Raw genomic sequence first — 20,983 nt, forward strand, 5'->3', positions numbered from 1 at the left:
CGAAGGGCGGATTTTTTGTTTTCTTACTATTCTGAGTCTGAGGCGGTAACAATTAATTTCAGTTTTGTTGTCTTGCCGTTGGCTTCAACTTCAATCATATGCTCCCCCACTTCTTTGACGGGGTGCTCGAGCTTGATGAATCGAGGACTGATATCCAAGCGTGTTTGTTTTTTTACTTCTTCGGCAATTGTTTCTTTGTGAATACCCGCGAAGAGATGCCCTTTTTCGTTTACCTTGCCTTTGATTTCAACGGTAACTTTGGCGATGTCGCCCATGTTCTTTGCCAGTAAATCTTCCTGGATTTTGATATCCGCTTCCATCGTCTTTTTCTTTGCCTCAACTTCCGCAACAAATCCCTCTGTTGCCAAACGGGCAAAATGGTTAGGAAAAAGGTAGTTCTGCGCGTATCCGGCGGAAACGTTTACAATATCGTATTTTTTGCCCACTTTCGGAGCGTCTTTAACCAAAACAACTTTCATACATTAGGTTTTAGATTCCTTGGTAATCCTGTATTTCTATCACTTTTTGAGGAGAATATCAACCGCCTTCTGTAATTGGGGGTCTCTTCCCTTTTCAATATCCTCGGAAGTTATCGGCACTACAACGTCGGGCGTAAAACCGGCGACAGAAATAGAGTTGCCGTTTGGCGTCAGCCATTTGGCAATGGTAATTTTCAGAGATGTATCGGCGGTCAGTTGTACGAGTTCCTGCACCGTGCCTTTACCGAATGTCTGTTCTCCGACAACCGTTGCGACACCGTGCTCGCTTAAGGCTCCCGCCAAAATTTCAGAGGCCGAAGCGGAGCCTTGGTTTACAAGAATAACGAATTCGAGATTTTCGTTGAAAATATCATAGCCCTTGCTTCTGTGGAACTGCTGTTCTTCTTTTCCCCCGTAGTCTTCGATGGCAATAATTTTGCCCGCCGGTAGAAACCAGCTTCCGATGTCAACAGCGGCTTCCAAAAAGCCTCCAGGATTTCCACGCAAATCGAGCACCAACCGTGTTGAGCCCGAGAGAATGAATTCACGAAGGGCATTTCGGAAAAGATTCGGCGAAACTGCGGAAAAATTGTAGAGTTTTATGACAAATATGCCGTCAGAGCGAAGTTCGGTATCAAGAGTGGGAATGTCTATAACGTCGCGAACAACGCTTATTTCAAGCGCTTCACTTTCGCCTTCACGGACAATGGTAAAGGTCACTTTCGTGCCTTTCGGTCCGCGGATTTTTTGAATAGCGTCATCCACGGAAACGCGGGCCGTTGAAGTGCCGTCAATTGCTATGATTTTGTCCTGCGCCTGAATGCCCGCGCGATACGCCGGCGTGCCTTTGAGCGGGGCAACAACCGTCAGCACGTTGTCTCGGATGCCGATTTCCATTCCCACGCCCTCAAAATTTCCGCTGATTTCGCTTTCAAAGTATTTTGCTTCCACGGGCGGGAAAAAGACGGTGTACGGGTCTCCGAAGGAGTCCGCAAGGCCTGAAATAGCACCCCATACTTTGTCGGCATCCGTTACCGTTTTCTCGGTTGTGGTTGAGACCGAAACGAATTTTGAATCAAGGATGGTCCACGCTTTCCAGAACGGGGCGAAGTCGACAGAGGAAGGCTTGCCCTCCTCTTTATTTAAAAGATTGATAGCAGCGACCGTCGCGCGCTTCTCGCCCATGTAGAATCCAATGCCAAAAGAAGCCCCGATAAGGGCCGCGGCAACGATAATAACTATTGTTTTGGTGGAAAAATTCCGCATGTGCTTTCCAATTATCGCACGCTCGTATCGTGATGGTCAAATAAAACATCGCAAGATATAATAGTGCGTATATGATGAATCGGTACCAGTACGACAGTGTAACGTGGATAGACCTTAATCAGCCTACTGAAGAAGAGGTTGGTGTTGTCGCTAAAGAATTTTCCATAGACGCGGTGGTTTCTCACGACCTTCTGACACCTACACCGAAGCCTAAAGTGGAAATCGGAAATGGATATCTTTACACGGTGCTTCACTTCCCCGTATCCAAGCATACGCACATGGAAGATTGCTCGTCGCAGGAAATCGATTTTCTTGTCGGCAAAAATTTTGTCATTACCGTGCGGTATGAAATTGTGGACGCCCTCGAGCAATTGGCCAAAGAGGTTGAAGTGAAGTCCATCGTCACCGACGGCATGGACAAGAGAAGTGGAAATCTGCTCTTCTTTATCATGCTTAAAGAATTGTACGAATCGGTGGAGAACGAACTCGGGTACCTCAACGACTGGATGCAAGGTATTGAAAAGAAGATTTTTACCGGGCAGGAAAAAGATATGGTTATTTCCCTCTCGCATGCCATCCGCGTATTGCTTGATTTCAAAAAAGTTATTCGTACTCATACCCATCTGCTTCCGGCTATCGAGATTTCCGGAAAGAAAATTTTTGGAGACGAATTTGAATATCAGATTGACGCTCTGCAAGCCGAACACGGCAACATAAGCGAATCTATCGACAGTCTCATGGAATCTGTTGTTGAATTCCGCGAAACAAACAATTCTCTGCTTGAATCGAAACAGAACGAAGTGATGAAGACACTTACTCTCATGGCGTTTATTACTCTCCCGCTTTCCTTGATTGCGAGCATTTTCAGCATGAACACATGGCTTCCGTTTGTCGGACAGGAAAACGATTTTTTCATCGTGCTTATCATTATGGTTGTCGCCGTTTTGACTATTTTCCTTGCTTTCAAATTAAGGAAATGGATTTAACCGATGCTTTCGCTTTTTAATACTCTTACCGACCGCAAAGAAGAATTTGCTCCACTTCACGACAAAACCGTCGGAATGTATCATTGCGGCCCGACGGTATATAACTATCCGCACGTCGGAAACCTCCGTGCTTACGTATTTGCCGATATCCTTAAGCGCGCCCTCTTATATGAGGGCCTTTCGGTAACCCAAGTCATCAATATTACCGATGTGGGACACCTTGTCGGAGACCATGACGAGGGAGAGGACAAAGTGGAAGCGGGCGCGCGAAAAGAAGGAAAAACCGCGCAAGAAATCACCGAGTTTTACACGCAGGCTTTTTTCGACGACATACACGCCCTCAATATCGAAACTACCGGCACCCTCTTCCCTCGCGCGACGGAAAACATTGAAGAGCAAATCGCCCTTATCAAACACCTTGGAGAAAAAGGATACACGTATGTGACATCCGATGGTGTTTATTTCGACACTTCCAAGTTTCCCGATTACGGGAAATTGGGAAATATAAATTTGGCGGGGCTTTCGGAAGGCGCGCGCGTTGCCGCCAATACGGAGAAGAAGAATCCGACTGATTTCGCATTATGGAAATTCTCTCAAAGCGCCGAAAAACGCCAGCAGGAGTGGGAATCGCCGTGGGGAACGGGATTTCCCGGATGGCATGCCGAGTGTTCGGCCATGTCCATGAAGTTTTTGGGAGAAACGTTTGATATTCATACCGGAGGCATCGACCATATTCCCGTCCATCACAACAACGAAATCGCGCAATCCGAAGCGGCAACAGGAAAGAAATTTGTCCGTTTCTGGATGCATAATGCGTTTATCAATGCTTCGGGAGACGTGAAAATGGCAAAGTCGGAAGAAAATTTCGTACGGCTCGCGGGTATCGCCGAACATGGCATTCATCCCATCGCTTGCCGCTATTGGCTCCTCTCCGCTCATTACCGTTCACCGATGATTTTTTCCTGGGACGCGTTGGAGGCGGCGGATGTCGCGTTGCGGAAACTTAATGCGCACGTTTTACAACTTCCCGAATCCGAAGGAAAACTTGCTTCTCCATATCATGCGGAATTTAAAAAACTTATTGAAGACGATTTGGACACTCCCAAAGTGCTCGCGCTCTTGTGGAAACTTGTTAAAGATACTCAAATAAAAGAAGAGGACAAGAAAGCGACTATTTTGGACTTTGACCGGGTACTCGGGCTCAATCTCTCCGCTTCCCTGTTTGAAGAAGGGATAATCCCCCAAAATGTCCGCGAACTTGCCGAAAAACGAGAGAAGTCCCGCGTGGAAAAAAATTGGAAAGAGGCTGATGCTCTTAGAGAACAAATTCTTTCCCTTGGCTATGAAATACGCGATACGGAACATGGTTTTTTCATCGGGAAAAAACGCTGAAAGTTAAACAAAAAAAAACTGCCGAGAGGTTTTACGCTCTCGGCAGGCAAAGAAGGAGGTACTGCTCACTACTCTAATGACTAAAGATCCCTCTTCAGTCGCTTGCCACACTCTAACACAACAAATCTGCAGGTCAAGGACTTGTTCACAATTTAGACACACCTTTTCCTCTTTTTCCTCCTCTTTTTTAATAGACGGATTTTTGGGTGTGATAGACTTAAAGTTACAAAAAAAATGCCTGTTTCTCCATTTATGCAAGTCAAAAATGTCCGCGTACCTCCTCAAAACGTTGAGGCGGAAATGGCATTGTTGGGCTCGGTCATGCTTCGTCCAGAGGCATTGTATGAAATTATCGACATAATTTCTCCCGATGTTTTTTATTCAACGAGACATCGGATTATTTTTGACGGGATGCTTGATTTGTTTTCCAAAAGCACACCCGTTGACCTTCTCTCCCTTTCTTCCCGTCTTAAAGAAAAAAATCTTCTCGACGATGTCGGAGGAAGCACATATCTTTCCGAACTCGTAAGCTCGGTTCCCTCTTCCGCCCACGTTGAACACTATGCGGAAATCGTGCGCAAAAAATATCTGATGCGCAAACTTATTGAGGCATCCGAACATATCGCCCTTCTCGGATACGAAGAGGCGCATGAGATTGAATATATTCTTGATGCCGCGGAAAAAAGAATTTTTGAAGTTACCAACACTTCCAACCTTCACAATTTCACCTCTCTCAAAGACGCTCTCGGCGAAGCGTGGGAAAGATTGGACAGGCTCCACCGTTCCGAAGACAAAATCCGCGGAGTGCCCACCGGCTACCAGGAACTCGATAACAAACTTTCAGGTTTGCAAAAATCAGACCTTATCATCCTTGCCGCACGTCCTTCCATGGGAAAAACGTCTCTTGCTCTCGACATTGCCCGCCAAACAGCGATAAAACACAATACTCCCGTCGGTATTTTTTCTCTGGAAATGAGTTCGCAACAGCTTGTTGACCGCATGCTCGCGGCCGAGTCGCGCGTTGACGCGTGGAAATTACGCACCGGCCAGCTTTCTATAGAACAAGAATTCGGAAAAATCCGAGATTCGCTTGACGTGCTTTCCAAAGCCCCGATTTATATAGACGACCAGCCCGGCAATACAATCCTCAAAATGCGTTCCACCGCGCGACGCTTGAAGAGCGAAAAAAATCTCGGGCTTATTATCGTCGATTACCTTCAGCTCATGGCCCCGACGCATACGCGTGCTTCGGATTCTCTGGTTCAACAAGTCACGGAAATTTCCCGCTCTCTCAAACACTTGGCCCGCGAACTTGATGTGCCCGTGCTCGCGCTTTCCCAGTTATCGCGCGCCGTTGAACAGCGCGGCGGACGTCCCCGACTTTCGGACTTACGCGATTCGGGTTCCATCGAACAGGATGCGGACGTCGTGATGTTCATTCACCGAGAGGATAAATACGACGAGAACAGCGACCGGCCGAACATCGCCGAAATACTCATTGAAAAACACCGTAATGGTCCGACCGGAAAAGTTGAACTTTATTTTGACGACAAAAAGTCAACGTTTCTCAGTATTGAAAAATCGGAAGTTCCGTCCGCCGACTCGGAATTCGGTGACCTGTAAACCATGCGAAGCGTTGATACTCTGATTGAGATATTCATGAAGTTTCCCGGCGTGGGCCCCCGTCAGGCACGCCGTTTTGTATATTTTCTTTTGGGAAAAAACGGGACGTTTATCGCGGAGTTGAACGAAGCGTTGCAGAAGCTTTCCAAAGAAATGCGTCTATGCGAATCGTGTTTCAGATATTTTCATAAAGAGAACGGCAATACGTCCGCCGTATGTTCCATATGCTCGGACACGCACCGCGACGAACATTCCCTCCTTATTGTCTCGGGAAATGTTGATTTGGAAAGTATTGAAAAAAGCGGATATTGGAAAGGGCGATATTTCGTGCTCGGAGGCATTGTTCCCATACTTGAAAAAAATCCCGAACAGAGAATCAAACTGAAAGAATTGAAACAAAAAATAGAAAAGGAGGGCAAGAAAAAAATACTTAAAGAGATTGTCCTCGCGCTCAATACCACTCCCGAAGGAGAAAATACTTCCCTTTTCTTGCAGTCCAACCTTGAACCGCTTTTTAAAGAACATTCAATTAAAATCTCCGTGCTTGGACGCGGGCTCTCAACCGGTGCCGAGCTTGAATACGCCGACAGCGAAACCATCAAAAACGCTCTACAAAACAGGCATTAAAAAAAACAGACGCGATTTGCGTCTGTTTTTACTTTATAGCGTCTATTTTCACCACAGCAAAGGGCTGGCGGTGGGTATTAACTTTTCGGTAACGGCTTTTTTGTCTGTATTTTAAAACCAAAACCTTAGCTGATCTTCCCGCTTTGGCGTATGTTGCTTCCACTTTCGCACCTGTTATATACGGTGTGCCGATGGTTGTGTCCGTGCCATTGTCCACCAAAAGCACTTTATCAAAAGTGATCTTGTCTCCTTCTTTGTGTTCTCCGGCAAGTTTTTCAATTTTTAGGGTGTCCCCCACTTTAACCGTGTACTGTTTTCCGCCAGTCAAAATAACTGCGAATTCTTTTCCTGAAGCGGTCTTCGGGGTTTTCTTTACCGTATTCTTTTTTACTGCCTTTTCAGCCATAATGTTGCCTATTCTACACAAATATACTCAAAATGCAAACGTTTTTACAGAGCCATATTATGTGCTAGTATCTCCAAGAGAAATTTAAACCGAAAATTCTTAAAAAACGGAGGAAATATGGCATTAAAGATAGGAAGTCTCGCTCATTTTGAAAGGTTTCTTGACAAGGGAAACAGACCGTGGGAATACGTCAAAGCATTCGAATCATCCGGGATGTCACACGAGAAAGTGGACAAAATTCAAGAGAAAAGACTACAGAGAAGTGAGGAGGCAGTATCGCTATTCATGCCAAATGACAATACAAGCGATGACTGGTTCCCCGCTCCCGGTTTCGAGACGGATGGAAAGAAAAAAGAAATCGAAGGCTGACAAGAGCCGCGACGTTAGTACGTTCGCGGCTCTTTCTTTGACTTTTATTTGTTTTTTCGGTTCAATACAGAAAGAGAAGAACTTTTACAAAAGGAGTCTAACATGGGACAAAAAAAAGAGTTAGGAATAAAAGAACTTGTCATCAGTGATGAACTGCGGGAAAAGTTTAAAACCGAAACCAATCCTGAAGTCAGGAGAAGACTGGAAGAACTTCACGGATGGAGAATGGAAAGCGCCCGTATCTTTCCCTACTGGCCAAAAAGAGGAGGGCATAATGCTGAAGACAGTCGACAAAAAAATGCAGGACTACTACAACGCTTATAGAAGAGAAATCGGCACTCCGGCAGACTTCAAGAGATTCTCTCGGCTTCCCGGAGAACTTACAGAAAGACTGGAAGAAAATTTCCTTGATGAGTTTCGTCAGGGAGACCAGATACTTTTAAACAAAATTGCGGCTGAAGACCGAAAAGTCCTTATCGGGAAATTGATAAGATTTTTGACGGGCGGGATTTTACTCGCTCTTCTTCTCGCTCTCTTTTTAAACACCGTCGTAGACCCTCTTTTGCGTTTTGTTGTCAGTTAAAAGCCGTGAGTTTGTAAACTCACGGCTTTTTTGTTTTTCCTATTTTTTCATTTCTTCCCGTTGAAGTGATTATGAACGTCTTTTACTCTTCCTCCCTGTCGGGCTTTTCCAAAGTCAAAACTTCTATGCCCGGGCTTTTCTCGGTAATACGTAAAACGTCTTTATCAATTTTTCCGAGTTCTTTGTATGCTTTGTTGTAATGGTTAACCGTTGTGCCAAGCGTGTTGCCCATAGCCGAAAAATACTGCTCATAGGCACCGATATGCTTACCTAAATCCGCTACTCGCTTGATTATGTCTTTTGCCGTCTCTTCAATCTGAAGCGCGTGAAGGCCTTGAAGAACAGTCTGAAGATACGCAAAAAAAGATGTGGGGGAAACAATGATGACGTGCTTTTCTTTGAAAGCGTATTCGATAAGGTCGCGGGTATTTACTTTCGTGGCGCCTACTTCGTTTACAAGCAAGTCGTAATACACAGCCTCATGAGGAATAAACATGAAAGCAAAATCCATAGTATTCTCGGACGGCTTTATATATTTCGAAGTCTCGTCAATGCGATTTTTCAAATCCCCTTTAAAGAGTTTTTCCAGTTCACCACGCCGTGTCGGGTCTTTTTCCTCCGTTAGACGGTTATAATTTTCCAATGAAAATTTTGAGTCTATGGGGATAATTTTTTCTTTAACAAAGACTACAGCGTCTACAACCGTGTCATCTTTGAATTTGTACTGCATCTGGTAATCCTTCGGCGCTAAAACGTTCTCAAGAAGCGTCTTTAGAAAGTATTCTCCGAGTATCCCCCGCTGTTTTGGATTTTTCAGAACATCCTGAAGCGATTTAAGCTGGTCGGCAAAAGAAACGACTTGGCGGTTGGTTTCATCAAGCCGAGTGAGTTTCTCGGTCACATCGCGGATTATCTTCGCCGAACTCTCGCTTGTGCGGTGCAGAGAGTCCGTCATTTGGCGCGAGTTTTCCAGAAGTTTCCCGTCCACAGTTTGTGTGAGTTCGGACTGCCGGCGCGTGAGTTCGTTCATCTGCTCGAGAATGAGTTTGAGGCCGGTGTCGTTGCCTTCTTTCTCCTGAGGTTTTCTGCCTAGAAAAAACCACAGTAAAAAACCGTTTAAAACGAGTATGGCAATACCGATAAAAATAAGAACTCCCGTCTGAGACATAGCGTCATTATAGCAAAAATAGTATATTAGAAGGCATATGTTACACCAAGCAATACGGGGAAAGATGACTGAGGCAATGCGCGCAAAAGACGAAGTGCGTCTTCTGACCTATCGCGGACTTATCGCCGCGTGTACCAACGAACTTGTCGCCAAGCGCCGCAAGCCCGACGAAATGCTTACCGATGAAGAAGTGCTCGCTGTTGTTTCGCGTGGAATTAAACAGCGCAAAGACTCCATTGAACAATTTACAAAAGGCGGACGCCCTGAATTGGCCGCAAGCGAGGAAGCGGAAATGAAAATTCTTGCCGAATTCCTTCCGCCCCAAATGTCCAAGGACGAGATTAAAATTGTTGCCGAAAAGAAAAAGGCGGAACTTGGCATGACCGACAAAGCGAAGGCCGGAATGCTTATGGGCGCCGTCATGAAAGAACTAAAAGGCAAAGCTGATGGAGGTGATGTGAAGGAAGTTATTGACGCTCTTTTCTCTTAGGTTCGATTGACAGAGCGGGTTTGAGGAGTACTATTTCCCTCAGACATTTTGCTCCACATACAGAACAAAAGGAGGTAGAAATGGTTACTGCGCAAGACCAAGATTTTTACAACCTGTATCGCCTATTAGGATGCAGCTCTTCCGTATTCAGAGAGATATTTCACGGGTTTTCTCCCCAAGATATCAAGTGGATGGAGAAAAATTACCGAGCGAACGAAAGACAACTGAAAATCGCTCATAGAGCCTGGTGGGAAAAATGGAAGTGCGAGAAAATAACCGACGTTTCCCCTTGTTGCGGCTAGACCGCGTTTTAAGAGCCCTGAATGGCAGGGCTCTTTTTTGTTATCAACAGGCCTATATAGATGGTTGACTTTTGGGGCAAATTGTGATACTATATTGACAGGATACGTATTTTGTTACTTTTACATATATACGGCTCAGTACTTTCAAAAGGAGGCGAAAGATGGTTACAACCACCCTTCCCATCATTAAGGAGCCGGGAACATTGGCAACAGAAGCAGTGGCGAAGTTCCGCAAAAACAAAAACGCAGGCATTCCAATCACATTGGAATCCGCTGTTAATTTTGTTCTTCTTCTCAACCAGGGTCAGACAATATCCGACCCGTACAATGAACTGTCGAAAACAGTTCTCACCCTTGCATATCGACAATGCAACGGTAACCGACATAGAAGAAAAGAACAACAAATGCGTCTTGATTTGCAGAAAACTTCCCCATTCCTTCCGCCACCTCGCCAGTGGTTTCCCTACGCGAACGATTAAGTTCGTTCCCTCCCCCTAAAAGAGCGAAAACCATAAAACGTTTCCGCTCTTTTTCTTTTAAAAAACAAATGGGTGCTATAATTTTTTAAGAAACGTTCTTCACATACAGAAAAAAGAAAGGAGGAAACCATGCGTCTGCCGGGACTAAAAATCAAGAATTTTGATTTAAAAAATTGTATTTTTCAAGGCGGAATGGGAGTTGGAATATCTCTCTACCCGCTCGCCGGTAGTGTCGCAAAGGAAGGTGGACTTGGAATAATTTCAAGCGCCGGACTCGACACTGTAGTATCAAGCCGTGACAGAAAAAAACTTGATACATACAATGCAGTGCGTACCGAAATAGAACTCGCAAAAAATTCAGCCGGAAACAGCGGCGCCATCGGCATTAATGTCATGTGCGCACTCATTGGTAGTTATGAAAATACTATCCGCGGGGCAATTGACGCCGGGGCAGATGCGATTATTTCCGGTGCGGGATTTCCACTCGGTCTCCCGAGTATTACACCGCCCAAACACACCGCCCTTATTCCGATAGTTTCCTCGGCACGAGCCCTGAAAATTATTGTGGAGCGCTGGGAACGATTTCACTATCGGCCCGATGCGGTTGTTTTGGAAGGGCCTTTAGCCGGTGGCCATCTCGGTTTCAAAATGAATGAGGTGGAAAATGCAGAGTTTGCGTTGGAACTTCTTTTACCTCCGGTATTGGATGTCACACACAAACATGGCGACTTTCCTGTTATTGTTGCCGGCGGGATTTATACGCATGAAGATATTTTGAAATTTTTGGCGATAGGTGCCAAGGGCGTACAGATCGCAACTCGTTTTCTGGCAACCTATGAAAGTTCCGCGACAGACGCATACAAGCAAGCCGTAATCTCCGCGGGTATGGACGACATAATCGTCGTTGCGTATCCGGATTCCGTTCCGGCTTCACCGTGTATGCTCCCGTTCAGAATATTGAAGCACTCGCCAATGTACACACATGCGCGGAAGCCAAAATGTAACAGAGGATATCTTCTTCGGCGCGGTACGGACGGGAAATTATCCGTCTGCCAAGCAATGCCGGGACATCCGAAAAATAATTCTTTTCTTTGTCTCTGTAATGGATTAATTAGTTCAGCTGGATATGCTCCGGAAGAATTTCCTCTCTACACCGTTGGGGCAAACGCCTACCGAGTAGACAGGATTCTCTCGGTTAAAGAGCTCATGGATGAGCTAACAAACCGTTGCTTCTGATTCTAGAGGCAACGGTTTTTTTTATTCAAAAAGAAAATTTAAGTTTGCTACCAACTTCCCGAGGAACCACCGCCCCCGGAAGAACCTCCTCCGAATCCTCCAAAGCTACCACCGGAACCGGAGGAACCTCCTCCCCCTCCAATCCACCACGGGTAAGAACGGCCTGATGATAAATTACGCTTATAGGTGCTTGAAACTATAAAATCGAAAAATAAGCCGAAAAAGACAAGGGAGAGAAAAGCCAGAATGCCCGTGTAGAAAAACCCAAAGAATATTCCAACGATAATACCGATAATTCCACCAACTACGCCCCCGCCCCACCACGACTTTGAGCGGGCAAGCACAGAGCCCAGATACACAAAGGAAAAGAAAATTACAAAAGCCCAGTTGAAAATGGCGTCGAAATTGACGTTCGTGCCCACTTCCGCGGTGGCCGCCTGTTCCTCGCCCGTTATAACACGTTGCATCCTGTCGGTCGCCGCGCTGATGCCACCATAGTAGTCGCCGTTTTTAAACGCCGGCGTCAGGATTTTGCTCATTATGTAAAAACTTTCGGCATCGGTTAATACAGGCTCAAGGCCGTATCCGACTTCAATGCGCATCTTATGGTCTTCAAAAGCGATAAGAAGCAAGACACCGTTGTCCGCCCCCTTCTTGCCTATGTTCCATTCATCAAACAATTCTACGGCGTAATTTTCAACAGTGTCGCCGTCAAGATTGGGAATCGTTACTACCGCGATTTCATTGCCTGTGTTTTGCTCGAATGCCGTCAATTGCGCGGAAAGCGTTTGTTCGTCCTCTTGGCTTAGAACGTGCGCAAAGTCGTTCACAAACCCGAGCGGCGTTCCCGGACTTGTATACGCGAACACAAAAATCGGAACGAGAACGAAACCCGCTATCAAGGCGGCTTTTTTGATGTGGGGAAAAATGTTCATGCTAGAACTGAACCTGCGGAGCAGTGTCGGAACCGGATACGGATTCAAAGTATGCGTGTTCAATAAAGCCCGTAATTTTCGCGATAAGGCTAGAGGGCAGGGTTTTTACTTTCAGATTGTACACCTGCACCGCGTCGTTGAATCGTTTGCGCTCGGTGCTGATGCGATTTTCCGTTCCTTCAAGCTGCGCCATGAGCGTCTGCACGTTCTCGGCCGATTTCAATTGCGGATAATTTTCAACGACAACCAGAAGGCGTCCGAGAGCCGATTCAACTTCCCCCGCAGCTGCCGCTTTTTCATCCGTAGTCTGCGCGCCGGAGTAACGGGTACGTGCCTCGGCAATGGCCGTGAAGATTGTTTGCTCCTGTTGCATTATGCCCTTGACGGATTCCACCAAGTTCGGAATCAAATCAAATCTTCGCTGGTACTGCGTTTCTACCTGCGCCCACTGGTTATTAACCACTTCGTTTGAAGTAACAAGACCATTGTACGTCATAAAACCATACGCTCCCAAAACAACTGCCAAAACTAAAATTATTAAAAGTGTGTTTTTCATGATGAGATTTTATAACGATTAGGTGGAAAATTCAAATGGGAATCGGCTATCTGTATCTGTATGGTCACGGATAATTCAATTGCCGTCGTAATTGAATTTCCTCGACCCCACGGGGAATCGGTCACGCCTAATTTTCTGCTAAAAATCTTGCCTCACAGGTTTTCGCCTACTGGCAAAACCCGCGAGCCCACCTCCTTCACCTTCGTTCAGTCCGGTCTTGCACCGCTTCCAGTTGTCGCGGTTCACCCCACCTCGCGCCGTCGCGCTCCGTCTTTCGATTATCTCTCCCAGAGATTCATGTGCCGACATAAAAGCCCGCATAAAGCGGACATTATGTTGGCATGAGCCCAGAGAGCTTAGGATGGAACACCTTGGAAACCATGGTACTTCGATGGAAGCAGGTGTTTCAGACAATTGATCCTAGCTACTTGGTACCTCAATTAAACCATGTTTTATAGCCATTTTGCAAAAAGTATCCTCACCGTAATACTTACCTCAATGGTAGTAGAACAAGACACATATCAGGGCATATCGAGGCCGAACTCATTGACGTAATCTCGAATGTTTCGGTTCTTGTCAGCAAGCTCTTTTTCGAAAGTAGAGATTTTATCGAGCAGACGCTTCTCGTTTACTGATGTTGCCATGGTCTTCGCTTCCCCTAGGAGTTTACGTGCTCGTCGAAACCGATTAAACGTTCTTAGCTTTACGGCGAGGTTGTAGAGGGTGTGTGCTTGTTCGGATTTCATGCCGGCTAACTCAAATTCTATGATAGCCCTCTCGAAATACTGAATACATTTATCTCTGGATTCATCTATTTTGAGACGAACATCTCTCCCATAGAGATATCTATCGAGGTTCCATCGCCTTACAAGATAGAGGTTAGCTATTTTGCTTTTGTACTTGCCGCCATCTTGAAAGTCGAGTTTGTCTGCTAGGTACTTTGAGCTATAAGCGTCCCCGATAGTCGAAAGCTGGTGGCCTCTAAAATTATGATCCGGTGATTTCTCCGCGCCTTCAATGACAGCCGCCAACGTTGAATTTATCTCTTGCTCGAGTTCTTTCCGACGCTTACCAATCTCCTCATACTCTGTTTTGTCTCTTTCAAGCGAAAAATCAATCCAACCAAAAACACGGGCAGACAATACGAGATTTTTTTGTCTGTAAATTAACATTGATAAATCCGACATCAAAAAGAAACACTTCTTGCCTAAAAAGTAGTTTCGCATAGTCGCATTGTTGCTTCTTGTTGCAAGGTCGATTCCTTCATTTGCCACAGCTAGGAGTTTGTCATTCTCCGTAACATGATCGAGAACTCCTATAAATGCCGCGAGAACGTTAAGGCGGATTGTGGGATTTTTCGTTGAGATTTGTTCTAGTAACCGTCGCGCTTCGGGATATTCTCCACGGTCATAGTGTGATCGCGCCTTGTTTAGCTTTTCTTGTTCAGACATGGTATTTACGGTACTTACGACGAAAATCGGCGATCCACATCGGGGTCTTGTTCTTTAGGAAACGCCAAATAAATACTGGGTCCAAGGGTAGACGCCGGAACCAGCGCCGTTTCAGTTTATGAGAGTTTGCAATGAAATACTGGTGAGAGTATCCGAACACCATTCGGTTGTCGTTATGTACCATGTCCTCGGTTGCTACCAAGTAGCCACGCAGATTATTGATCCAACTAAAACATACGGAGATTTCTGGGGAGAGTGGCATACGCACCTCGACATGCTTTTGACCAAACGCCGGAGCAAACCATCGCTGGAATTGTAGCTGACTGTTAAAGAGATATGCGGGAGAATCAGAAGCAATAAACGATACCCGTTTATTTTTTGAACAAAGAAAAGCAATGTTCATTTTGGTAAGGATCTTGGCAATTTCAGGCACCATTTCAATGACACTAATTTTGTGAGCGTCCTTTTTCGCTTCCTCCCAAGCAATCGATGATTTTGGTTTCGCTCCGTGTACCATTTCGAGTTGCTTTGCCCAACCGATCATCTGGTCCATTTGGTTCTCAATATGCTCCTTTTGCTTTAGAGTTCGTTGCAACATAGCGGCAACAAATGCACAGAAGATAGCATGTTCATAAGGAGTAAGTGGGAGCTTGTTCTTGATCTTCTTTTCAAAAATCACCGAGTATTCGCTTTCAATCTGCGCCAGAGTTTTTTCAATAGAATAATCACCACCTTCAAGGGTGTAAAAATCTGTTTCGGCCAGAATGTTCTTCGGTGCTTTCTTTTTTCCCAGCTTAGTGTCACGCTCGAATATCCAAACATACGGCTCGTATCCGGCGGGAGTATTCGGGTCAACAAATTGCTTTAGATAGCATTGAGGAATGATATGTTGGTTTTTGGGATCAGACATGGTTTTTACTGCATGATCTTCGTTATTTTCCAATCGCTAAAATCTATGTCTATTTCCACTTTATGGGTTACGGATTGATTACCGAAGGAATCTCTAAATTCAGTGATCGAATAGGAATAACCATTCGGACCCGAATCTAATAGACCAACACAGAACACCGCTTCGAAATTATGCCGTCCGAAGATATTCTCGCGGATTTTGCTCCTGAAGAACTGACCAGCACCATCGAAGAAAACGACAAGGAGCTTTTCGTGTGCATAGTCGCGGCCCCGTGCAATTTTTAGATTTATAGCGTCCAGCACCCGTTGCTCTCCATCAGGCAGTTGCTTTCCTTTCGGAACGTTAAGTGCTGATACGTGCTCCGTTTGAAAAGCAAGTCCCAGCTCTCTATCAACAATAAATCCGTCCCCCTCGTCATCCTCCATAAAGCTGATATCCCTCCCGTGTATCTTGCGTAAAACAACACATACAAGCCAATTAGCCCATGCCTCGCGTGGTCGCAAACTAAAATTCGTAAACTCTCGCCCATTCCATAGGAATTGAGGGTTCTTTACCAGCCGTTCAAAATCCTTAAGTGCAATTTTCAGATCCTTAACGACTTTACGATCCAAAGTTGGAAGTTCTGTAATTCTCATGTTTTTATTTACTCCAGTATAGTTGTGATGTAAACTATAGTAAAGTATGTAAGGTAAAAATACTACGACATAGTACGACAAATTATGAAAATCCTTCCTCAACAAGAAGCCCACCTCCGCGAAATGGTACGCGACTCGCTCGCGTTGGACCCGCTGATGACCGTAAGGCGACTCCAAAAAATCATAACGAGCAACACGCACAGAACTATAAGCGACAAGTATCTTATGCGATTGATGCATAAGGTACGCAGGGACGTTGTCATTCATTCTGATCGGGAAAAATTGACGGACCGGCTTGCCGAGATCAGGGAACGACACGGAACGCTGAGAAAACAGCTTTTGAGAATTGCTTACTGGAGTCCAGTTGGTTCAGCTGACCATGGCATAACACGGCCGAAAGCATCGGAGCAAATCAATGCTATCAAAACGGTTGTGCAGATGGACCTCGATCTGCTTAAAGCAGAGCTTGAAGTTGGTATCTATGAGGATCGTCGCGCGGCTCTAGAGGAAATGTTACGCGAGGGATTGTTGCCACAGGAACTACACGAACAAGTTATTGGTGTTTTCAGAACATGGAAGTTGCGGCCAGCACCAATGAACGTAAAAAGTGATGTTGTTAGTTGCACTCCAGGTTCAGTGTCCAGCTACAAAGGAGAATGAGAAAATGCATGTTCACTTACCTAACTCTGCTTCAGTTCCATTCCAATGACACTGTTGGCAGACGTATTTTCCCTTCTTTCCGGCAGCTGCGGAGATTAACAGCATGGGAATGAGAATGACTGCGCCTATTAGACACAAAATCCCCAGCGGCGGAAATACTATCAAAAAGACGAGGCCTATAGGCAGAGCGATGAACGCCGCCAAGATGCGCATGGTCGTCACGCTCTGAACTTTGTAACTCTTACAATTGGGGCATTGTTTTTGATTGTTGTTCATTTTTATCTTGTTTTTTGGTGTTATAAGCCGACCGCATTAGCTCCGTACTCGGCTTGCGCTTGTGTGAATTTCTCGTACACCAACTGTTCAATCAAACCACCACGCGAGTAAGCTGAGTACTCCATGTACTGTTTAGCTTTTTTGGCCGCTTGTTCATTCCAGTTAGCACCAGAATTATCTGTGCCGTAAACCGCATCAGCATGAGAGAACTGCTCGTACTCCAGTTGAGCAACCAATCCATCACGGGAATAAGCTGAGTACCCCAAATAAGCGGTGGCTTTTCTAACGGCATTTCTTTGACTAACTGTCTCGTTGCTGGTTGTTGGAGCCGGAGCGGGTTGCTGCGCTGGGGCTGGAGTAGGTGCCGGTTTAGCGGCAGGTTGCGGTACAGGCACCCTTTGAGCACCCGTACTTGGCCCCTGTGTCGCATTGTTTGCCCTTGTGTCGGGCTTAGCAGAGGTGTTCGAGGTATCAGCCACTTCTTGCACTTTTGGGGCAACGTTGATCGCCGTAGAGGACTCGGGCACATCGGGAGTTGAGATAGCAAAAAGTATGAAAAAAATAACCGCCGCCCCGCCAAATACTTTGCCGGCCATTTTGCGCGACGACACTCGCACCCACTGAGGTCGGAAAAGACCAATGACAAGTCCTACAAAAGAAAGAAATAAAAATACTGCAAATAGATTATCCATGAATTCCACGGTTAGTTGTTAAAGCAACTGTTGGTGGAACTCTTGACGCAAAGAGCCCGCCACGGAGCTACGGCTTGCGCCGTACGTATCCGTTTCCAGATACGGCAGGTAATGCGACCCCATGACGGGTTCTTTACGCATTACCTGACTCCGCAACCATGCCGCCGAGAAAATCTCGAGGGTTTAGGTCGTGCCCTTTCGGGCTATTCAGTTGTCTTACTAGAATAGCATATAAGTGTGGAAAAATGCCAGATTGCTCTGTCAACGAAAGTAAAGTATCATAAAATACATGCGGAAGCTGGATCGAAAGGATTTTTATACTGCTAAGGAAATCGCAGAGCTTTTTTCAATGAATGTGATGACTATCTATCGCTACATCAAGGCCGGAAAGCTCAAGGCACATAAAATCGGTAAGGAGTTTCGAATCAGTCGAGCCGAATTTGATCGCTTTCTCAAAGCAACAAGTACAAAATAATTATGGCTAAAAAAATTAATTACGACGACTGGTCCAAGGATGAGCTGATCAAAGAGATCACGCGAATCAAGGAAACAACATACGGCCTTGTCTGGCATCGTGATTTGCCCGAGGAGAAAATCGACGTTCTCATAAACCCAGACGCGCGGACTCCCAGCGAGATGTTTCCAAATGAGATGGCGGGCAAACCATTTCCGGTCCTGAAAGAAGTGGCGTCGAAAGTAATAGAAACGGCTGACTCAAAACAAACGAACCTCATCATTGAGGGAGACAATTACCACTCGCTTGCCGTTTTGAATTTCACACACCAAGCCGCCATCGACTTAATCTATATCGATCCACCGTATAACACCGGCAACAAGGACTTCACATATAACGATACTCTAGTCGACAAAGAGGATCCATTCAGGCACAGCAAATGGCTTGCTTTTATGGAAAGGCGGTTGAAGTTATCTAAGAACCTGCTTACACAAAAGGGTGTCATTTTTATGAGCATCGACGAGAACGAATTTGCTCAGCTAAAAATGCTGGCGGACGAGATTTTCGACGAACGCAACTATGTTATGGATGTCATTTGGAATTCGAGAAAATCCGTCTCCAGTGACGCAATCATATCTCTTAACCATAACCATACGCTGGTCTATGCAAAGGATATGGAGTTTCTACGCGAGCAAATTAGAAAGGGTGGCCGATTTAAGCTCCCCACTAATGAAGAGAAGTTCTCAAACCCTGACAACGATCCGCGTGGTGCATGGACGGCGGACCCGTTTGAAGCGGCTGGTGTCCGGAAAAACCTGTCTTACACAATCACCAATCCGAACACAGGCGAGAAGTACCTGCCTGTAAAAGGACGTCATTGGGCTGTTCTTGAATCGGAATACCAGCGTTTGCTCAAAGACAATAGGATGGTGTTCGGGAAAAGCGGGAATGGTAAGCCACAGAGAAAGAGGTTTTTGAGTGAAGCAATGGAAAAAGGACTGACGCCTAAATCCATTTGGGATGATGTTGGTACAACAACGAATGGGACCCAGGAGCTTGAAGAAATTCTGGGTGAAAAGAAATTCAGTAATCCCAAACCGGTATCGTTGATTAAAAGGATTCTAGAATTGGCCACAGACAAAAACAGTGTCGTTCTTGATTTTATGGCCGGATCAGGAACAACAGGCCACGCCGTACTTGCATTAAACAAAGAGGACGGCGGCAATCGACGGTTCGTCCTCTGCACGAACAACGAAAATGACATTTGCACTGACGTCTGCTATCCGCGAATCAAAAAGGTCATCAAGGGGTACACGAGTACGAAAGGAGAGAAAATCAACGGTCTAGGTGGCAATCTGAAATACTATACGTGTGATTTCGTAGAGGCAGAGCCATCAGACAAAAACAAACGAAAACTGGTCAACGAATCGACCGATATGCTCTGTATCCGCGAAGCGGCGTTCGACCTCGTCAAAGAGGGCGATGATTTCAAGATCTTCAAGAACTCCGACAAGTACCTTGGTATTGTTTTTCACGAGGACGCAATAGATGACTACAAAAAGGTCATTAAGAAAATCGATGGTCAATTCAATACCTATGTCTTCTCGCTTGGAGATGAGCCGCACGAGAAGGAATTTGAGGACGTAAAAAGCAAGGTCACTCTCTGTGCGATACCGGATGTAATCCTCAAGGTGTATAGGGAGATTTTCAAATAAACATATGTGGATTAATTTCAAGGATTATCAAGAAAATGCAGTTGTCGACCTGAAGCGAGAAGCAAACAGGTTGTTAGATGCTGAAGGAGACAAAGTACTTATATTCAAGTCGCCTACGGGCTCCGGCAAGACGCTAATGGCGGCGGAGTTTTTGAAGCGCCTCATCGACTCCCGTGATGACGGCAAGCACTTCTCATTCGTATGGATCGCGGTAAACAAGCTCCATGACCAGAGTCGTGAGAAGCTCGCGAAATACTACGACCACTACGCTGTTGGTTTGAAGTGCTCGCGCTATGAGGATTTGGAGGATAAGAAGATCGCTGAAAACGAGATCTTGTTTCTGAACTGGGCCAGCATCAACAAGAAGGGAAACATATACGTGCGGGCCAATGAACGCGACAACAATCTCACATCCGTTATCACTCGTACAAAGAACGAGGGGCGCATTGTCGTGATGATCATCGACGAACGCCACCATCCAGCTCAGAGCGAGAACTCGAAGGACTTAATCCGCGAGATTGGTCCTAAGCTCACACTCGAAGTATCGGCGACGCCTCAACTCAACAACGCGAACCGTATTGTTGAGGTCGAGCTCAAGGCGGTAAAAGACGAGGGTATGATCAAGAAGGAAATCGCGATCAACCCTGGTTTCGAGCACTATGTTCTCGATCCGAAAAAAAGCGACAAGACCGCAGACGAGCTCGTACTCGAGAGTGCTCTAAAGAAGCGAGCGGAGCTCCAGAAAAAATACGAGGCAAAGGGATCTGGTGTGAATCCGCTCCTACTGATCCAGATACCGGATGCAAAAGCCGGCGTCGCGGATAAAAAGGACGAGGTCATTGCGATGCTTTCCAAGTACGGCATTACCACAAAGAACGGTCGCCTCGCGATCTATCTCTCTGAGAAGGATAACAAGATCAACCTCGCCAACATTGAAAAGAACGAGAACGAGGTGCAGGTTATGATCTTCAAACAGGCCATCGCACTTGGATGGGACTGCCCGCGTGCGGCAATACTCGTACTGTTCCGTCAGTGGCGCGAGGAGAACATGACGTTCTCTATACAAACACTTGGCCGCATTATGCGCATGCCGGAGCTCAAACACTATGAAGATCAAGATCTGAATATCGGCTATGTGTTTACGAGCTTGCCGGACATCGAAGTTGCTGAGGACATATCGCGTGATTACATCACTGTGTATGAAGGTAAACGCCGGCCGGACTATAAGTCCATTGACCTCGAATCATGGCACTCAAAACGCTTCCGTGAGGAGACACGACTTTCATCCGATTT

26 protein-coding genes are annotated in these 20,983 nt (G+C 45.9%); 15 read left to right on the forward strand and 11 right to left on the reverse strand.

Going from position 1 to position 20,983, the window contains the following annotated elements:
* Positions 1-26: 26 nt before the first annotated feature.
* Together rplI and Q8O71_04105 are read right to left on the reverse strand one after the other, a co-directional pair.
* On the reverse strand, positions 27-479 hold the full coding sequence (rplI, locus tag Q8O71_04100) for a 50S ribosomal protein L9 (GenBank protein MDP2705543.1): 453 nt from the start codon (positions 477-479) through the stop codon (positions 27-29).
* 39 nt (positions 480-518) lie between these two features.
* On the reverse strand, positions 519-1,745 hold the full coding sequence (locus tag Q8O71_04105; protein ID MDP2705544.1) for a S41 family peptidase: 1,227 nt from the start codon (positions 1,743-1,745) through the stop codon (positions 519-521).
* Positions 1,746-1,816: 71 nt separating this feature from the next.
* Here Q8O71_04105 and Q8O71_04110 point away from each other — a divergent pair, with 71 nt between their 5' ends.
* The 4 genes from Q8O71_04110 to Q8O71_04125 all read left to right on the forward strand — a co-directional run bounded on the left by Q8O71_04110 (position 1,817) and on the right by Q8O71_04125 (position 6,373).
* Complete coding sequence (locus Q8O71_04110) at positions 1,817-2,731, forward strand: CorA family divalent cation transporter (protein ID MDP2705545.1); 915 nt, start codon at positions 1,817-1,819, stop codon at positions 2,729-2,731.
* Positions 2,732-2,734: 3 nt separating this feature from the next.
* Positions 2,735-4,123: a cysteine--tRNA ligase gene (gene cysS / locus Q8O71_04115; GenBank protein ID MDP2705546.1), complete on the forward strand. Its 1,389-nt coding sequence runs from the start codon at positions 2,735-2,737 to the stop codon at positions 4,121-4,123.
* 234 nt (positions 4,124-4,357) lie between these two features.
* On the forward strand, positions 4,358-5,746 hold the full coding sequence (gene dnaB / locus Q8O71_04120; protein ID MDP2705547.1) for a replicative DNA helicase: 1,389 nt from the start codon (positions 4,358-4,360) through the stop codon (positions 5,744-5,746).
* Positions 5,747-5,749: 3 nt separating this feature from the next.
* Entirely contained in the window at positions 5,750-6,373 is a 624-nt protein-coding gene (locus Q8O71_04125) for a toprim domain-containing protein (protein ID MDP2705548.1), read from the forward strand.
* Between the two features lie 28 nt (positions 6,374-6,401).
* Here Q8O71_04125 and rplU read toward each other — a convergent pair whose 3' ends face one another.
* On the reverse strand, positions 6,402-6,779 hold the full coding sequence (rplU, locus tag Q8O71_04130) for a 50S ribosomal protein L21 (protein MDP2705549.1): 378 nt from the start codon (positions 6,777-6,779) through the stop codon (positions 6,402-6,404).
* A gap of 117 nt (positions 6,780-6,896) precedes the next feature.
* Here rplU and Q8O71_04135 point away from each other — a divergent pair, with 117 nt between their 5' ends.
* The 3 genes from Q8O71_04135 (at position 6,897) to Q8O71_04145 (ending at position 7,731) form a co-directional block, all read left to right on the forward strand.
* Entirely contained in the window at positions 6,897-7,148 is a 252-nt protein-coding gene (locus Q8O71_04135) for a hypothetical protein (GenBank protein ID MDP2705550.1), read from the forward strand.
* A 102-nt stretch (positions 7,149-7,250) separates the two neighbouring features.
* Positions 7,251-7,472 (forward strand): hypothetical protein, encoded by a 222-nt coding sequence (locus Q8O71_04140; protein MDP2705551.1) that lies wholly within the window; start codon positions 7,251-7,253, stop codon positions 7,470-7,472.
* The gene (locus Q8O71_04145) at positions 7,423-7,731 is read left to right on the forward strand and encodes a hypothetical protein (protein ID MDP2705552.1); all 309 of its coding nucleotides are present in this window, start codon (positions 7,423-7,425) and stop codon (positions 7,729-7,731) included. Before Q8O71_04140 ends, Q8O71_04145 begins: the two co-directional genes overlap by 50 nt.
* A gap of 82 nt (positions 7,732-7,813) precedes the next feature.
* Here the strand turns inward: Q8O71_04145 and Q8O71_04150 are convergent, their stop codons facing one another.
* On the reverse strand, positions 7,814-8,899 hold the full coding sequence (locus Q8O71_04150) for a DNA recombination protein RmuC (GenBank protein MDP2705553.1): 1,086 nt from the start codon (positions 8,897-8,899) through the stop codon (positions 7,814-7,816).
* Between the two features lie 37 nt (positions 8,900-8,936).
* On the opposite strand from Q8O71_04150, the gene Q8O71_04155 reads away from it, so the two are divergent.
* The 4 genes from Q8O71_04155 (at position 8,937) to Q8O71_04170 (ending at position 11,406) form a co-directional block, all read left to right on the forward strand.
* Positions 8,937-9,389 carry a GatB/YqeY domain-containing protein gene (locus Q8O71_04155; GenBank protein ID MDP2705554.1) on the forward strand — a complete coding sequence of 151 codons (453 nt, stop codon included), beginning with the start codon at positions 8,937-8,939 and terminating at the stop codon, positions 9,387-9,389.
* Between the two features lie 80 nt (positions 9,390-9,469).
* Positions 9,470-9,691: a hypothetical protein gene (locus tag Q8O71_04160; GenBank protein MDP2705555.1), complete on the forward strand. Its 222-nt coding sequence runs from the start codon at positions 9,470-9,472 to the stop codon at positions 9,689-9,691.
* Between the two features lie 161 nt (positions 9,692-9,852).
* Positions 9,853-10,170, forward strand: a complete 318-nt coding sequence (locus tag Q8O71_04165; GenBank protein ID MDP2705556.1) for a hypothetical protein — start codon at positions 9,853-9,855, stop codon at positions 10,168-10,170.
* A gap of 129 nt (positions 10,171-10,299) precedes the next feature.
* The gene (locus Q8O71_04170) at positions 10,300-11,406 is read left to right on the forward strand and encodes a nitronate monooxygenase family protein (GenBank protein MDP2705557.1); all 1,107 of its coding nucleotides are present in this window, start codon (positions 10,300-10,302) and stop codon (positions 11,404-11,406) included.
* Positions 11,407-11,453: 47 nt separating this feature from the next.
* On the opposite strand, the gene Q8O71_04175 is transcribed toward Q8O71_04170, so the two are convergent.
* The 5 genes from Q8O71_04175 to Q8O71_04195 form a co-directional block, all read right to left on the reverse strand.
* Positions 11,454-12,341, reverse strand: a complete 888-nt coding sequence (locus tag Q8O71_04175) for a TPM domain-containing protein (GenBank protein MDP2705558.1) — start codon at positions 12,339-12,341, stop codon at positions 11,454-11,456.
* Between the two features lies 1 nt (position 12,342).
* Positions 12,343-12,897, reverse strand: a complete 555-nt coding sequence (locus Q8O71_04180; protein ID MDP2705559.1) for a LemA family protein — start codon at positions 12,895-12,897, stop codon at positions 12,343-12,345.
* 521 nt (positions 12,898-13,418) lie between these two features.
* Positions 13,419-14,348 (reverse strand): hypothetical protein, encoded by a 930-nt coding sequence (locus tag Q8O71_04185; protein ID MDP2705560.1) that lies wholly within the window; start codon positions 14,346-14,348, stop codon positions 13,419-13,421.
* A complete protein-coding gene (locus tag Q8O71_04190; GenBank protein ID MDP2705561.1) occupies positions 14,341-15,258 on the reverse strand; it encodes a DUF4238 domain-containing protein in 918 nt (305 codons plus the stop codon). The genes Q8O71_04185 and Q8O71_04190 overlap by 8 nt, the downstream gene beginning before the upstream one ends.
* Positions 15,259-15,263: 5 nt before the next feature.
* The gene (locus Q8O71_04195; GenBank protein ID MDP2705562.1) at positions 15,264-15,893 is read right to left on the reverse strand and encodes a hypothetical protein; all 630 of its coding nucleotides are present in this window, start codon (positions 15,891-15,893) and stop codon (positions 15,264-15,266) included.
* Positions 15,894-15,977: 84 nt separating this feature from the next.
* On the opposite strand from Q8O71_04195, the gene Q8O71_04200 reads away from it, so the two are divergent.
* Entirely contained in the window at positions 15,978-16,553 is a 576-nt protein-coding gene (locus tag Q8O71_04200; GenBank protein ID MDP2705563.1) for a hypothetical protein, read from the forward strand.
* Between the two features lie 12 nt (positions 16,554-16,565).
* On the opposite strand, the gene Q8O71_04205 is transcribed toward Q8O71_04200, so the two are convergent.
* On the reverse strand, positions 16,566-16,829 hold the full coding sequence (locus Q8O71_04205) for a hypothetical protein (GenBank protein MDP2705564.1): 264 nt from the start codon (positions 16,827-16,829) through the stop codon (positions 16,566-16,568).
* Between the two features lie 20 nt (positions 16,830-16,849).
* Positions 16,850-17,521, reverse strand: coding sequence for an Ltp family lipoprotein (locus Q8O71_04210; GenBank protein MDP2705565.1), 672 nt, complete (start codon positions 17,519-17,521; stop codon positions 16,850-16,852).
* A 289-nt stretch (positions 17,522-17,810) separates the two neighbouring features.
* Here Q8O71_04210 and Q8O71_04215 point away from each other — a divergent pair, with 289 nt between their 5' ends.
* From Q8O71_04215 to Q8O71_04225, 3 genes are all read left to right on the forward strand, one after another.
* The gene (locus Q8O71_04215) at positions 17,811-17,996 is read left to right on the forward strand and encodes a helix-turn-helix domain-containing protein (protein MDP2705566.1); all 186 of its coding nucleotides are present in this window, start codon (positions 17,811-17,813) and stop codon (positions 17,994-17,996) included.
* Between the two features lie 2 nt (positions 17,997-17,998).
* Entirely contained in the window at positions 17,999-19,690 is a 1,692-nt protein-coding gene (locus Q8O71_04220; protein ID MDP2705567.1) for a site-specific DNA-methyltransferase, read from the forward strand.
* A gap of 4 nt (positions 19,691-19,694) precedes the next feature.
* Positions 19,695-20,983 (forward strand): DEAD/DEAH box helicase family protein (locus tag Q8O71_04225; protein ID MDP2705568.1); only part of this gene is annotated, 1,289 nt, incomplete at its 3' end.

Source organism: bacterium (assembly GCA_030690305.1).
Lineage (GTDB): Bacteria > Patescibacteriota > Minisyncoccia > Phycocordibacterales > JAGLPS01 > JBBUCK01.